The following is a 14,764-nucleotide window of genomic DNA, read 5'->3' as shown; positions in this document are numbered from 1 at the left end:
GGGACCAGGCCTCGATCGGGTCGCCCGCGAGGAGCGGTCTGCTCCGGTCCCGGGTAATCCGCCGGCGAACGGTGGCCAGGTCCGCGTCGAGGAAGACCACCCGCGTCCCCGCGAGGAGGGCGCGTGTCCCCCCGTCCAGGACGGCACCGCCGCCCAACGAAACCACCTGGTTCGCCGGGGCAGTGGCGAGAACATCGGCGACCACCCGGGCCTCAAGCTCCCGGAACGCCCGTTCGCCCTCCTGAGCGAAGATATCGCTGATCCGTCCGTGTCCGGAGACGATGACCTGGTCGGTGTCGATGAACGTCCAGCCGAGGCGGCTTGCGAGGCTTGCGCCGATCACAGACTTGCCGGTGGCCATCAGTCCGATGAGAACCACCGGCCCGGCGGCGGGTTGAAGCATCAGTTCCCGGCCGAATTTAGCGACGTGGGGATCGCCGCCAGGTAGGATTCCAGGTTGCGTGCCGTCTCCTGAACAGAGTCTCCTCCGAATTTTTCAGTCACTGCTTCGGCAATCACCAGGGCAACCATCGCTTCGGCCGCTCCCGGTCCATCCGGGACCAGGCCTCGATCGGGTCGCCCGCGAGGAGCGGTCTGCTCCGGTCCCGGGTAATCCGCCGGCGAACGGTGGCCAGGTCCGCGTCGAGGAAGACCACCCGCGTCCCCGCGAGGAGGGCGCGTGTCCCCCCGTCCAGGACGGCACCGCCGCCCAACGAAACCACCTGGTTCGCCGGGGCAGTGGCGAGAACATCGGCGACCACCCGGGCCTCAAGCTCCCGGAACGCCCGTTCGCCCTCCTGAGCGAAGATATCGCTGATCCGTCCGTGTCCGGAGACGATGACCTGGTCGGTGTCGATGAACGTCCAGCCGAGGCGGCTTGCGAGGCTTGCGCCGATCACAGACTTGCCGGTGGCCATCAGTCCGATGAGAACCACCGGCCCGGCGGCGGGTTGAAGCATCAGTTCCCGGCCGAATTTAGCGACGTGGGGATCGCCGCCAGGTAGGATTCCAGGTTGCGTGCCGTCTCCTGAACAGAGTCTCCTCCGAATTTTTCAGTCACTGCTTCGGCAATCACCAGGGCAACCATCGCTTCGGCTACCACTCCCGCCGCGGGCACTGCACACACATCGGACCGCTGGTGGTGGGCACGGGCAGCGTCTCCGGTGCTGACATCGATGGTCCGCAGGGCCCTTGGCACGGTAGCGATGGGCTTCATCGCGGCCCGGACCCGAAGAGTGTCTCCGATGCTCATTCCCCCCTCGATCCCGCCCGCACGGTTGCTGGCGCGCTCGATCCTTCCCGAGTCGCCGCGAACAATCTCGTCGTGGGCCTTTGAGCCACGCCGTGCGGCAGTGAGGAACCCATCGCCCACCTCAACGCCCTTGATCGCCTGGATGCCCATGAGTGCTGCAGCGAGCCGGGAGTCAAGCCGCCTGTCCCAGTGGACGTAGCTTCCGAGGCCCGGCGGCAACCCGTACACCACTACCTCCACCACACCACCGAGGGTTTCGCCCTCCTTGTGAGCAGCATCCACCTCGGAAACCATCGCGAGGGAGGTGTCCCGGTCAAAGCAGCGCAGCGGGTCCTGGTCGAGGGCTAGCACATCGGCGGGGAGGGGCAGTGGCGACCCTTCCGGAACGGCTACCGACGCGATGGCGACCGTGTGGCTGACCAATCTGATGCCGAGCGCCGAGAGGAACTGCGTTGCCACCTCGCCCAGGGCAACCCGCGCGGCAGTCTCCCGGGCACTGGCGCGTTCAAGGACTGGCCGCGCCTCGTCGAACCCGTATTTCTGCATCCCGGTGAAATCGGCATGACCGGGACGGGGACGGGTGAGCGGAGCATTGCGGGCCAGCTCAGCCAGTTCGGCGGGGTCCACCGGATCAGCTGACATGATTTGGTCCCACTTGGGCCATTCGGTGTTTCCCACCTGGACGGCCACGGGCCCACCCTGGGTGATCCCGTGCCGGACGCCACCGATGATGGTGACCTGATCCTGCTCAAACTTCATCCGGGCGCCTCGCCCGTAGCCGAGTCGCCTGCGGGCCAACGCGGCCTGGATATCACTGGTAGTGATCTCCACTCCCGCAGGCATTCCTTCAATAATTCCCACCAGTGCCGGTCCGTGGGATTCTCCGGCAGTTAACCAACGCAACATGCCTCCAATCCTGCCACGGTGACGCTGCTGTTTCAGCGCGGGGGTGCTCCGACCGCGTCACACATGACTTTTAGAACTCCAGAGTGGTCGGTGAAGGCACCAGCCGAAAACAGCCTGACCTGCTCCACCGCCTGGTAGATGAGCATTTCCAGTCCCGGAACAATGACTCCCCCCCGGGATTCCCAGACCCCGGCGAAGGCGCTCGGCCAGGGGTCGTAGGCGACGTCCAACAGGACCGGCGGCGATGGCGCCGGTGGAGGGACGGTGGCCCGCAGCTCGCGGGCAAGCTCATCGGCGCCACGCGGAGGCAGTGTCGAGATGACTACGTCGGCGTTCTGGACACGGTCCATTACACCGCTCCATTCACTGAGCTCGACCCTCAGGTCGAGGGTCCGCCCCAGATCCTGCAGGGCGGCGGCCCGTTCCGTCGAGCGAACGACGACTGTCGCCTGGTCCGCGCCGAGCAGGTGCAGTGCCCCCAGCGAGGCTGCAGCTGTCCCCCCGCCGCCCAGGATGACTGCCGAACTGGGGGCGCTGGCTACTCCGCCGTACCTGAGTGCACCAACTATGCCCGCGACGTCGGTGTTGTGACCGGTCAGGATGCGGTCAGGCCCAGCGCCGTCGATAGTGACTGTATTGAGCACCCCCAACACCGCTGCCTGAGGACTCAACTGGTCCACCAGTTCGACCAGGGCCCTCTTGTGCGGCATGGTGACCGATAACCCACACCAAGCGGGATCCGCCCGCACCTGGTCGACTACCCTACCGAGGTCCTGGGGTGTCACCTCGATTGCCTCATAGCTACAGTCAAGGCCCAGGTGATGGTAGGCGGCACGGTGGAGGGCAGGAGACCTGGAGTGCCCGATCGGGCTTCCGATCACTGCAGCTCTCCTGGAATGGCTGGAGCTAACTGTTCCGCCGGCGGCGTGCGCCGACGGGATCATCTAGCTGCACCTGCCGGGGTTGTCAGCGCACCAGGCCTGATACTCAGCGACGTAGACAGCATGTTCGGCGAGCGTCTCGGAGAACTTGGTCTCTCCTGTATCAAGATCAACAGTGACCCAGTAGTAGAAGGGCACGTCCGCGGGATTGACCGCAGCATCGATGGCCTCGGCTCCGGGCGATCCGATAGGTCCCACCGGTAGTCCCGGGTTGGCGAAGGTGTTGTAAGGATTGGATTCGTCGCCGCGTTCTTCTTCGGTGAAGTCGAAGCTTCTTCGGTCCAGTCCGTAGGTGACCGTCGCGTCGGACTGAATCAGCCCGTTTGTCTCAGTGTTATCTTCCTGCAGACGGTTCTCGATGGCACCCGACACCGCACCATAGTCGGCTTCACCTGCCTCGGCTTCGATAATGCTGCCAATGGTCAGGATCCTGAACTGCTCCTCAGGATCGGTGACACCAGCGTCCTCGAGCAGGGCAAACGAGGCATCTACCATGATCTGGATCATCTCGGTGGCGGTCGCGTCGACGTCGAACCGGTACTCGCCGGGAGCGAGGTAGCCCTCAAGGCTCGTTGCCTCCTCGGGCAGACCGAACTGGGTGGGATCGGCGGCAAGCTCATCGAACTCTTCACGCGGGATGGTTGTCGATTCCGCAAGGATGTCCAACGTTTCACCCTGACGAAGACCCTGCGCGACGGCGGCGTAGTGCACCTGATTCGCCTCGACGTCGAGCAGTGCGAGGGCAGCACCCTCCGACGACATCTGGTAGCTCAACTCGTACTCACCGGGCTGCACTTCACGGCCGTCCGCTACCTGCTGCAGGGCAGAAACGAATTCAGCTCCGTCGGCGACTATATCCTCGGCCTGAAGGCCGGTGCCGATGGCGAGTGGGCCCGCGCCGTCGGAGACGGTGAAGACCACGCTGCCCTCTCCCGGTCCTGCGTAATCAGTAATGTCGTCAAGACCCAGCAGGTCCCGCAGCATGAGGGACACTGCAACAACCACGCCGACGAACGCGAGGACAACCACCAGCATGACAACCGTGCGGCGTCGCCGGCGTCGCTGTTTGGCTTTGGAGGGCCGCCGGTTGCGTCGCTGGCTGGAGCCTGCGTCGAAGAACTGCTCGACCGGTTGGGCGAAGCCGTCGTGACCTGCGTCGTACCCGTCGGCGTGCTGATCGTCGCCGGTGTGACGCTCCGGTTCGCTGTCGGCTGCCGGGAACTGGGGGTGGTGATGGCTCACGGTTCCAGGTTCCTTTCGCGGCTGTTCTCCGTAATGGCTGGCTCCTTGATAGAGGTCAGGGGATCACTTGGTGAAGAGACCCGCCGACGTGCAGTTACCGGATCCCCCACATCCCGCAGCTGTGACCGTTGCATATCGATGGCATGCTGAAGAATTTCTACTGCAGCAACCTGATCTACCACCTTACGGTGATCGCGGGTATTCAAGCCAGCTTGCCGCAGTGACCGGTGCGCTGAAACTGTGCTCAGGCGCTCATCGATGAGCCTTACACTGGTGGTCAGTCCGGCCCGCTCAATAGCGTTCGCAAGCTCCAGAGCATACCCGCGCGCCATCTCCGACGAGGCTGACTCGCTGCCGCTGAGGTTTCGTGGCAAGCCCACAAACACCTGAACCGCCTGGCGCTCATCGATCTCTCTGATCAGGATGTTGAGATCTGATTTTTTCTTCAAATCCCGTTTCATGGTCCGCACCGGAGTGGCGATCAGGGAACCGCTGTCGCTGCTGGCCACACCGACCCGCACCATCCCGACATCCACGCCAAGCTTCACCCCCCGGGGGTAGTCGTCTCCGGTAGCCGGTGAACACTCAGTCATCGTTGCCTCAGCCGCCGATCAGCGGGACGCGACTGCGGCCCGAATAGCGGTCAGAGCGGCACCGATCTGTGCAGGATCGGACCCGCCGCCCTGCGCGACGTCGTCCTTGCCACCACCGCCGCCGCCGAGGATTCCGGCGGCAACCCGCACCAGAGCGCCGGCCTTCACGCCAGCCGCGCGGGCTTCCTCGTTGGTCGCCACCAGCACCATGGGCCGGTCATTACTGACTCCGGCAGTCGCCACCACAGCAGCGCCCGATCCGAGCCGGTTCCTCAGATCCAGTGCAAGGGTCCGAAGATCGTCGGCGCCGCCGATCGTTCCGGCGTCGTGAGCGAGGAGGCGGACGCCGTCGACGTCGTCAGCGCTGCCCACGAGCGCCGCGGCGGAGGCGCTCAGGGCCTCCTTGCGCAGCCGTTCGAGTTCCTTTTCTGCGGTTTTGAGCTTGGTCAGGGTGGCCGAGAGCCGTTCCGGGAGCTGACCTGACGGCACCTTGAGCATCTCCGACAGTTCGGTGACCAGGGCACGCTCGGCCGCCAAGTGGCGGAAGGCGTCCATGCCGACCAGCGCCTCGACCCGGCGGTTGCCTGAACCGACCGACTGTTCACCGAGCAGGGTGAGCGACCCAATGAGCGACGTCGACCCGACGTGAGTGCCTCCACAGAGTTCACGTGACCAGTCGCCATCGATCTCCACGACCCTCACGGTGTCCCCGTAGGCTTCACCGAAGAGCGCAGTGGCACCGAGCGCTTTGGCGTCGTCGAGCCGCATGAGTTTGGTTTCTACCGTGTGGTTGTTACGGATAGCGATATTCGAGACCTCTTCGATCTCCGACTTGGCACCCGCGCTGATCCCCTCGCCCCAGGCAAAGTCAAAGCGCAGGTAGCCGGCCTTGTTGAAAGACCCGCGCTGCAGCGCTTCGGGGCCGAGAATCTGGTGCAGCGCAGCATGCACAATGTGGGTGCCCGAGTGCGCCTGCTCCCCCGCGTGACGACGCTGCCGGTCAACCGCTGCCATCACCGGGGAACCGACCGAGACCTCGCCCTCCCGGACGGTGGCGCGGTGAACGCTGAGCCCCTTGACGGGGCGCTGGACGTCGAGCACTTCGACGACGAACCCATTGCCCGTGATCAGCCCGACATCGGCGGCCTGACCACCGGCCTCTGCGTAGAACGGCGTCTGGTCGAGGATCAGGTCGATTTCTTCCCCCTGGGACGCTGCCGGCACTGCAACACCGTCGCGGATAATCCCGGTGATCAGTGACTCGGTGCTGAGTTCGTCGTACCCGGTAAATACCGTCTGGCCGCCGGACAGCAGCTCGGTGAAGACCGAGAGGTCTGCCTGGCCAGCCTTCTTTCCGCGCGCGTCGGCCTGCGCACGCTGACGCTGTTCAAGCATCAGCGAGCGGAATCCGTCGGCGTCGACCGCGAGGCCTGCCTCGGCAGCCATTTCGAGGGTCAGATCAATGGGGAAACCGAAGGTGTCGTGGAGTGCAAACGCTTCCTCACCGGAGAGGGGTCGGCCAGCGGCCTTCGAATCCTGGACTGCACCCTCAAGTCGCGCGGTTCCCGACGCGATAGTGCGCAGGAACGCGCGCTCTTCCGCATAGGCGATCCGGGCGATCCGCTCGAAATCCTTTTCCACCTCGGGGTAGGTACCCTTCATGGCATCCCGTGAAGCAGGCAGCAGCTCGGGCAGGCAGGGGCGTTCGACGCCGAGCAGACGCATTGCGCGGACGGCACGCCGGATGAGGCGGCGCAGCACATACCCGCGGCCCTCGTTGGACGGGGTCACGCCGTCGGCGATCAGCATCAGTGCCGAACGGATGTGGTCGGCGACCACTCTCATGCGGACATCGTCGGTGTGGTGCGGGTCGGTTTCCGATTCGGCGCTGGTGTAGGTTTTGCCCGAAAGTTCGGCGGCACGGTCGAGCACCGGGCGCACCTGGTCGGTCTCGTACATGTTCTCGACGCCCTGAAGGACCAGGGCGAGCCGTTCAAGACCCAGACCGGTATCGATGTTCTTCGCCGGTAGCTCGCCAGCAATGTCGAAGTCTTCCTTGCTGCGCACTGCCGAGAGCTGGTATTGCATGAACACCAGGTTCCAGATTTCGATGTACCGCGGCGAATCGGTGGCCGGTCCCCCGGCAATGCCGTACTCGGGTCCGCGGTCGTAGAAGATTTCCGAGCAGGGGCCGCCGGGCCCGGGCTGCCCGGTGCTCCAATAATTTTCGGCCTCGCCGAGCTTCTGGATGCGTTCCACCGGGATGCCTACCTGGTCGCGCCAGATGGCGAGGGCCTCGTCGTCGTCCTGATAGACGGTGACCCAGAGGCGCTCGGGATCGAGCCCGAAGCCACCGTCGTCGAGGGAGGAGGTCAGGAGTTCCCACGCCATGGGGATGGCGCCATCCTTGAAATAATCGCCGAAGGAGAAATTGCCGGCCATCTGGAAGAACGTTCCGTGGCGGGCGGTTTTGCCCACTTCCTCGATGTCGCCTGTCCTGATGCACTTCTGGATACTGGTGGCCCGGTCAAAGGGAGCCTTTTCACGCGCTGTGAGGTACGGGATGAAGGGGACCATGCCAGCGATGTTAAACAATAAGGATGGGTCGGTTGACACCAGAGACGCCGACGGCACAACTGTGTGCCCCTTGCCCTCAAAGTAGGCTAGCCAGCGGCGTGCAATCTCATGGGATTTCATTGCGGTATCAGTCCTTCTGATCTTTTCAGGGCCGGGATGCGGTGGCTGGCATCATGCCGGTTCTGCGGGGCAGTGCCAGCTGGGGCGCCTGCAAAGAAGTTACTGGCGGTTCTCCGGGCGGTGGTCAGCGGGGTCGACGCCGAGGGCCGCACGTAGATCCGACTCACGCTCCTGCATCCCGGATCGCAGTGCGTCAGCAAAATTGGCGATGCTGTCGGAGACCCCGCCCATCGCGCGGTTCAAGCCGGCGGGCCCATAGCTCTCAGCAACCGAGGAAAGCTTGCGCACGGCGATCACGCCGATAGCGACGCCCGCGCCCATCCAGATAGCTCGCATAATCATTGTATTTTTCATCGTTTCCTCAGCGGCTACGGCGGCGGGGAGCTGGCTTGCTTCGTGAAGCCAGGGCAGAACGGACTCCGTACGAGAACGCTGCCACCTTGATCAGCGGCGCTCCGAGAGTTGCCGCTAGCAGCGACGACAGGGCAGAGAGGTTGGCTGTCGCATCCGACACGTTGGAAGTGATTCCGTCAACATTCTTCAGCTGCTGATGCGTTGTGGTGACCGTGCTGGTCACCTCTTCGATCAGGGGAGTGGTTTCGTTGCTGACGCTCCTGATGGTGGTGCGTAGTTCGTCAAACACTTTTCCGAGCTTCCACACCGGCACAGCGAGCAGTGCTACCAGCACCGCGAACACACCGGCTGCGATGAGACCGGCGATATCTCCACCAGACATGGATCGTGTCTCCTTTTGAATCAGGTAGGCCGCCTGCGCGGCGATAACTTACCTATGTACCTTACCTACTCAAAGGCCCGCGGCGTGTGCCGCGGGCCTTTGAGTAGGGTCTTTGCTGAAGAAGCTAAGGAATTAGCGTGCGTAGTACTCCACCACGAGCTGCTCTTCACAGGTCACTGGGACCTCTGAGCGCTTGGGGCGGCGCACCAGGCGGGCCTGAAGCTTATCCAGCTGGACCTCCAGGTAGCCGGGAACTGCGGGCAGCACATCGCGGTGCGCGCCTGCGGCGGCAACCTGCAGCGGGTCGAGGACCTCGCTGCGGGGGTGTACGTGAATGAGCTGTCCTTCGGCGACGCGGTAGGACGGACGGTCAACGCGTGAACCGTCGACCATGATGTGACGGTGAACAACCAGCTGACGGGCCTGCGCGCTGGTGCGGGCGAAGCCGGCGCGAAGCACCAGGGCATCGAGACGCATTTCGAGCAGTTCGATCAGGTTCTCACCGGTCAGTCCCCTGGTGCGGCGTGCTTCCTCGAAGACCCGGGTCATCTGGGCTTCGCGGATACCGTACTGGGCGCGCAGACGCTGCTTTTCGCGCAACCGTACAGCGTAGTCACTGTCCTGCTTGCGGCGGGCGCGTCCGTGCTGGCCGGGCGCGTACGGCCGGCGTTCCAGATACTTTTCAGCCTTTGGGGTCAAAGCAATGCCGAGGGCTCGCGAAATGCGAACCTTGCGGCGGGCACGTGTGTTGTTAGCCACGAATACCTTCCATTATTTTTGCGGCAAAGCAGCTCTGACGCCCGGCCGGTGTCATCCGACCGAACGCAGGCACTTTTGGTGTCGCTGGCCTCCACTTGCGGAGAGCCGGGAGTAGCCGCTTCCCGGTACTACAGTTCGCCCAGTGCACAACCCACGTCCCACCGGGACCGCCGGAGCGGAACGCGCTTGACTGAATCAAACGAGAATGATGGATTGCGCAGAAGGCGACTTGCCAGTCAACCGACAATCCTAGCAGTGGTTGCGGCCTGCCGGGGAATCACCTGCCACGGATGATCCGCCGCAGCCGGACCAGCCGGGAGGCGATATCCCGTTCGGCTCCGCGGTCCGTCGGGTGGTAGTAGTCGTGACCGGTCAGATCATCGGGTGCGTACTGCTGTGCGGCGATACCGTGAGGCTCGTCGTGGGAGTACACATAGCCGCTGCCGTGGCCAAGCTGTTTGGCGCCCGGGTAGTGCGCGTCCCGCAGGTGTGGGGGGATGCCCTGTCCCCGACCTGCCCGGACATCGGCTACCGCAGCATTGATGCCGTTATAGGAGGCGTTGGACTTGGGTGCTGTGGCGATATGCACCACGGCCTCGGCCAGGATAATCCGCCCCTCGGGCATGCCGATCAGGGCCACGGCCTGGGCGGCCGCGACTGCTGTCTGCAACGCCGTCGGGTCGGCCATCCCAACATCCTCGGCGGCCGAGATCATGAGCCGTCGGGCAACAAAGCGAGGGTCCTCCCCCGCTTCCAGCATCTTCGCCAGGTAATGGAGTGCCGCGTCGACGTCGGATCCCCTCAGGGACTTGATGAACGCGCTGGCGACGTCGTAATGCTGGTCCCCGGCGCGGTCATAGCGCAGCGCCGCCACGTCGACCGCCTTCTCGGCATGTTCGAGTTCCACCAGCACTGGCTCAGCGGGATCGTCGGAGGCTGAATGGGCCACTCCGGCCGCGGCTTCCAACGCGGTCAGCCCACGACGGGCGTCACCGGCGGCGAGCCGCACCAGGTGTTCCATGGCGCCGTCGCTGACGCGGACCGACCCATCAAGACCGCGCGGGTCCTCCACCGCCCGGTTCAAGAGGGCAGCAATGTCAGCCTCGGTCAGGGGTTTCAGGGTCTGCAGCAGTGACCGGGACAGCAACGGCGACACCACTGAGAATGAGGGGTTCTCGGTGGTGGCGGCGATCAGAACCACCCAGCGGTTTTCCACTCCGGGCAGCAGCGCGTCCTGCTGCGCCTTATTGAATCGGTGAATCTCGTCGAGAAACAACACTGTTGTGGTGCGGTGGAGGTCGCGGGCAGTGAGCGCCTCGTCCATCACCCGCCGCACATCCTTCACCCCAGCGGTGATAGCCGACAGTTCAACGAAGGTTCTGCCGCGGCCCCGGGCAATGACGTGGGCAAGGGTGGTCTTGCCGGTTCCCGGGGGTCCCCACAGGATCACCGAGGACGGCCCGGCTGGTCCGGTGCGGTCAGCATCCCCAGCCAGGGTGCGCAGCGGCGACCCGGGGCCTAGGAGGTGCTGCTGGCCCACCACTTCATCGATCGAGCGCGGGCGCATCCTCACTGCCAGCGGGCTGCGGTGGCGTTCAGCGCTGCTGACACTGCGGCCGGTGGCGGCGTCGCCGTCGCCGTCGTCGTCGGACCCGTACGCGGCGCTGAATAGATCATTCACACAGCCAAGGCTACTGTGAAGCACTGACGGCAGGGCTATCGGCAGCCGTCGGCAACTGCAGGACAACCGCCCGCTATGAAACGGAGGCAGTCATGGGATCACCGCGGCACGTGCTGGTGTCACCCGAACGCCTCCCCGGGTGGGTGGAGCGGTTCAGCGCCGGAAACGGCGGTCTTGCCTCGACTATCGGTCACGACGCCGAGGTACGCTCGGACGGCGGACTGATGCTGCGCGGAGCGAACGGGTGTGTGGCGGAACTGTATCCACCCTGGGAGTCGCCCAGCCCGGTGGCTCCAGACGGCTGGGCGGTGCAGGATCTCGTCTCGACAGCCACGAGTGAACTGCTGGTTGGTCTGCTGCTCGTGCGGCGGGGTGGCTACGCCGTGGGTGTTGCCGACAACGGCAAGCTGGTCGCCTCGAAGACCGGCACCAAGTATGTGCAGTCCCGCACGGCTGCCGGCGGCTGGTCACAGCAACGATTCGCCAGGCGTCGGGCAAACCAGGCCGCGGGGCTGGCTGAGGCGGCCGCAGCTCATGCTGCCCGCCTGTTTGGGGAGCACCCTCCGGCGTGCCTGCAGCTGGGCGGCGACCGACCGTTGGCCGCTGAGACCCTGGCGAACCCGGCCCTGCGCGGCTACCAGGCGCTGCCAAAGCTGAAATTCCTGGTGGTGCCCGATCCCCGGCTGGACATTCTCAAGCAGGCGGCAATCGATTCGCGCTCGATCAGGATTACCATCATCGCCCCCTGAGCAGGCTGCTCAGCGACCTACTGCCGGGCGGTTGACGCGCGGTGGGCGGCTTCGCGCAGGCGAACGACGGCGCCGTCAGGGTCCGGCGCCCCGTAGACGGCTGACCCAGCCACAAAAACTGTCGCTCCTGCCTCGGCGGCACGCAGGATGGTTTCCTTCGTGATGCCGCCGTCCACCTGGATGGCGACCGGTAGGCCGCTTCCCCTGACTGCCTCGGCGGCCCGGCGGATCTTGGGCAGCACGACGTCGAGAAACTGCTGTCCCCCGAATCCCGGTTCGACTGTCATGATCAGCAGGAGGTCAAGCTCGCCCAGCAGGTCGAGATACGGTTCGACAGGTGTTGCCGGCCGCAGGGCCATTCCTGCCTTCGAACCGATGCTGCGCAGTTCGCGGGCCAACCGGATCGGCGCAGCTGCTGCTTCGGCATGGAAGGTCACTGAAGCGGCGCCGATCTCGGCGTAGCCGGGAGCCCAGCGGTCGGCGTCGTCAATCATCAGGTGGATATCCAGCGGGAGGGGGCTGACCTCCTGGATCCGCTTGACCACTGGAAGCCCCAGGGTGAGGTTGGGGACGAAGCTGTTGTCCATCACGTCAACGTGCACCGCATCAGCCGACGCAATGCGCGCCAGCTCGGTCTGCAGATTTGCGAAGTCAGCTGACAGGATGCTCGGGTTGATACAACAGGCAGTCATGATGCTCCTTGCAGGTCAGATTTACGCGGTGCGGCGAATCAACGCCAGATACATCGCATCGGTGCCGTGGATGTGGGGCCACAACTGGGCTGTCGACTCGTGGCCGGCTGCCAGTGCGCCGGTCAGGCTGACGTCGTCGAGGATTGACCCGGCATCGATCAGTTCGACGTCGTCACGACGGCGCAGGCAGTCCTGGACCACCGCCGACGTCTCGGCCGGGTGGGGTGAACAGGTCACGTAGGCCACTACTCCGCCCGGACGGACGGCGTGCAGGGCTGCGGCGAGCAGTTCACGCTGCAGCGTACCAAGCCCGGCTATATCGGAAGGCTTGCGCCGCCAGCGCGCTTCCGGGCGGCGGCGCAGGGCACCGAGTCCGGTGCAGGGTGCGTCCACCAGAACACGGTCGAAGGTATCGGGGAAGTCCTCAGCCACGGTCCGCCCGTCACCTACCCGGACCGTCCAGACCGCGGGGTCGAGTGGCCTCAGCGCCTGGCGCACCAGCTGGGCGCGATGCTCGGCTGGCTCGTTGGCTACCAGGGTATGCCCGCGCTGTTGCGCCAGTGCACCCAGAAGAGCCGATTTCCCGCCGGGGCCAGCGCACAGGTCAAGCCACTGCTCGGAACGGTCACCAGCCGCGCTCGTGTCATCGTCGAGCGTCACGGCGGCCAGGGCCCGGGCCACCAGCTGCGACCCTGCGTCCTGGACCCGGGTTGTGCCGACCCGAATGCTTTCCAGCCGCCCAACATCGCCGGCTGAGAACAGTGCGGATCCCTCGGCGAGTTCGCCCGGCACCGCCCCCGCCTCGAACGCTTCGTCGAGGGACCCCAAACCGGGAAGTGCCAGCAGGTTCACTACCGGCGCGGCGTTGTTGGCGGCGAGAAGGGTCTCTATCTCGGAGACGTCCCGGCCATGGTCAACCAGGGACTGGCGCAGGGCGCGGACAATCCACTCCGGATGGCTGTGGGTGATGGAACTGATCTTGGTGGCGTCGGTCAGGTCAGCCGTGAGTTCGGCGACCCACTCACCAAGAGTCTTCGCCGAGACCCGCCGCAACACGGCGTTGATGAGGGCCGACGGTCCCGCGCCGATAACGGCCCGGGCCAACCCCACTGTCTGGTCCAGGGCAGCGTGTGCCGGGACCCTCATGGCCAGCAGCTGATGGGTACCAATCCGCAACGCATCAAGGATCGCCGGGTCGAGTTTGTCCAGCGGCCGGTCAACGCAGCGCGCCAGGACAGCGTCGTAGGTGCCCTGCCCACGGAGTGCCCCGTAGGCTAGTTCGGTGGCAAAGCCTGCATCACGCTTATCCAGGCGGTGCTTGCGAATGCTGACCGGCAACACCAGGTTTGCGTACGCGTCATCGGCGGCGACAGCGCGGAGCACCTCAAACGCGACCAGGCGCGCTGGATCTGCGCGTCTCGTCCGTTCCGAGGGCGCAGCAGTTGAGAACCCGCGTGGCTCTGACCGATTGCGTTCCCGTCCGGCAGCGTTTCGGCGCCCGCCCGCCCCGCCCGCTGGGCCCCGTCCCTGATTGGTCACGAAAAAACCAGCTCTCCTTGTTGTAGGGGTTGCAGGGCGCCGCGCGCCCAATCCTGTGCCCGCATCAATTTTTTTCCGGCTGGCTGGACATCGCCAAGAACGATGGCACCGGACCCGGTGCCCACCAGCACGCCCTGCACTTCCAGCGACAGCGTGCCCGGGGAAAGACCGGTGGCTGAATCCACCAGCGACACTGGCCCCACCTTGACCCGCTGGTTGCCCAGCTGCGTCCAGGCGCCTGGCTCGGGAGTCACCCCATTGATCAGGCGCCGGACGGCGAGGGCTGGCTGGGTCCAGTCCACCCGTGCATCGTCGATGGTGAGTTTGGGTGCCAAGCTGATGTCGCCCCGCTGGGGAACCGCTTCGGCGCGGCCCGCGGCCACAGCCGAGAGGGTCTGCACCAGGAGCACCGCACCGCTGTGGGCGAGCCTTTCGAGCAGGTCGCCGCCCGTATCGCTGGGGCGAACCGCTTCGGTCATGGTCCCAAAGACCGGTCCGGTGTCCAAGCCCGCTTCCAATCGGAAGGTTGAGGCACCGGTCAGTTCATCTCCAGCGATTACCGCGTGCTGCACGGGGGCTGCGCCACGCCAGGCTGGCAGCAGGGAGAAGTGCAGATTAATCCACCCGTGGGTGGGAAGGTCCAACGCGGCTTGCGGGACCAGACCGCCGTAGGCCACTATCGCCGCCGCATCAAGGTTCAGTGCCGCGATCTGTTCAGTGACTGGTGAGTCGATCCGGTTGGCGCGAATGATCGGAAGGTCCAGTTCAGCTGCACGTGCCGAGACCGGGCTGGGAGTCATTGTCCGTTTACGGCCGAGCGGGGCGTCCTCGCGGGTCAGGACGGCGACGACGTCGAACCCTGCGGCCACCAGCGCGTCGAGCGAGGGCACTGCCACGGCCGGAGTGCCAGCAAAGAGCACCCTCATGAGGACCTGTTCCCGCGAGTGGCGGGCAGGCCGCCCGCCTGAGCCGTTGAG

The 14,764-nt window shown here is 65.2% G+C and carries 15 protein-coding genes and 1 pseudogene; 1 reads left to right on the top strand and 15 read right to left on the bottom strand.

The features are described from left to right. The 12 genes and pseudogenes from Y703_RS18540 to Y703_RS18530 form a co-directional block, all read right to left on the bottom strand. Window positions 1–403 (bottom strand): shikimate kinase (locus tag Y703_RS18540; RefSeq protein ID WP_035764208.1); only part of this gene is annotated, 403 nt, incomplete at its 3' end. Continuing rightward, window positions 403–540 (bottom strand): annotated as a pseudogene (locus Y703_RS22000) (chorismate synthase); the annotation flags it as partial. The gene Y703_RS18540 and the pseudogene Y703_RS22000, both read right to left, overlap by 1 nt. After that, entirely contained in the window at window positions 516–959 is a 444-nt protein-coding gene (locus Y703_RS18535) for a shikimate kinase (RefSeq protein ID WP_081743431.1), read from the bottom strand. The gene Y703_RS18535 and the pseudogene Y703_RS22000, both read right to left, overlap by 25 nt. After that, window positions 959–2,158, bottom strand: a complete 1,200-nt coding sequence (gene aroC / locus Y703_RS0107260; RefSeq protein WP_026552173.1) for a chorismate synthase — start codon at window positions 2,156–2,158, stop codon at window positions 959–961. Before aroC ends, Y703_RS18535 begins: the two co-directional genes overlap by 1 nt. 32 nt (window positions 2,159–2,190) lie before the next feature. Next, the gene (locus Y703_RS0107255; RefSeq protein WP_051427383.1) at window positions 2,191–3,102 is read right to left on the bottom strand and encodes a shikimate dehydrogenase; all 912 of its coding nucleotides are present in this window, start codon (window positions 3,100–3,102) and stop codon (window positions 2,191–2,193) included. Then, window positions 3,103–4,341 carry an endolytic transglycosylase MltG gene (gene mltG, locus Y703_RS0107250; protein WP_026552171.1) on the bottom strand — a complete coding sequence of 413 codons (1,239 nt, stop codon included), beginning with the start codon at window positions 4,339–4,341 and terminating at the stop codon, window positions 3,103–3,105. After that, complete coding sequence (gene ruvX, locus Y703_RS0107245; RefSeq protein ID WP_026552170.1) at window positions 4,338–4,934, bottom strand: Holliday junction resolvase RuvX; 597 nt, start codon at window positions 4,932–4,934, stop codon at window positions 4,338–4,340. The genes mltG and ruvX overlap by 4 nt, the downstream gene beginning before the upstream one ends. Before the next feature lie 18 nt (window positions 4,935–4,952). Beyond that, complete coding sequence (gene alaS, locus Y703_RS0107240) at window positions 4,953–7,631, bottom strand: alanine--tRNA ligase (RefSeq protein WP_026552169.1); 2,679 nt, start codon at window positions 7,629–7,631, stop codon at window positions 4,953–4,955. 99 nt (window positions 7,632–7,730) lie between these two features. Continuing rightward, window positions 7,731–7,985, bottom strand: coding sequence for a DUF6167 family protein (locus tag Y703_RS0107235; RefSeq protein WP_253907961.1), 255 nt, complete (start codon window positions 7,983–7,985; stop codon window positions 7,731–7,733). Between the two features lie 7 nt (window positions 7,986–7,992). Continuing rightward, a complete protein-coding gene (locus Y703_RS0107230) occupies window positions 7,993–8,367 on the bottom strand; it encodes a DUF948 domain-containing protein (RefSeq protein WP_026552167.1) in 375 nt (124 codons plus the stop codon). Window positions 8,368–8,499: 132 nt separating this feature from the next. Beyond that, the gene (gene rpsD, locus Y703_RS0107225; protein WP_026552166.1) at window positions 8,500–9,126 is read right to left on the bottom strand and encodes a 30S ribosomal protein S4; all 627 of its coding nucleotides are present in this window, start codon (window positions 9,124–9,126) and stop codon (window positions 8,500–8,502) included. Between the two features lie 277 nt (window positions 9,127–9,403). Further along, window positions 9,404–10,807: a replication-associated recombination protein A gene (locus Y703_RS18530; protein ID WP_035764164.1), complete on the bottom strand. Its 1,404-nt coding sequence runs from the start codon at window positions 10,805–10,807 to the stop codon at window positions 9,404–9,406. A 92-nt stretch (window positions 10,808–10,899) separates the two neighbouring features. Between Y703_RS18530 and Y703_RS0107200 the strand changes: the two genes are divergently transcribed. Further along, window positions 10,900–11,556, top strand: coding sequence for an acVLRF1 family peptidyl-tRNA hydrolase (locus tag Y703_RS0107200; protein WP_026552163.1), 657 nt, complete (start codon window positions 10,900–10,902; stop codon window positions 11,554–11,556). Window positions 11,557–11,573: 17 nt separating this feature from the next. On the opposite strand, the gene rpe is transcribed toward Y703_RS0107200, so the two are convergent. The 3 genes from rpe to fmt are packed head-to-tail and all read right to left on the bottom strand — an operon-like array spanning window position 11,574 to window position 14,713. Further along, a complete protein-coding gene (gene rpe / locus Y703_RS0107195) occupies window positions 11,574–12,248 on the bottom strand; it encodes a ribulose-phosphate 3-epimerase (protein ID WP_026552162.1) in 675 nt (224 codons plus the stop codon). A gap of 21 nt (window positions 12,249–12,269) precedes the next feature. Beyond that, on the bottom strand, window positions 12,270–13,787 hold the full coding sequence (locus Y703_RS0107190; RefSeq protein WP_026552161.1) for an RsmB/NOP family class I SAM-dependent RNA methyltransferase: 1,518 nt from the start codon (window positions 13,785–13,787) through the stop codon (window positions 12,270–12,272). Beyond that, complete coding sequence (fmt, locus tag Y703_RS22355) at window positions 13,784–14,713, bottom strand: methionyl-tRNA formyltransferase (protein WP_026552160.1); 930 nt, start codon at window positions 14,711–14,713, stop codon at window positions 13,784–13,786. The genes Y703_RS0107190 and fmt overlap by 4 nt, the downstream gene beginning before the upstream one ends. Window positions 14,714–14,764 lie beyond the last annotated feature (51 nt).

The organism is Arthrobacter sp. H20 (genome assembly GCF_000520515.1).
Classification (GTDB): Bacteria; Actinomycetota; Actinomycetes; order Actinomycetales; family Micrococcaceae; genus Arthrobacter_D.
This window is presented reverse-complemented; position numbering and strand designations above follow the sequence as displayed.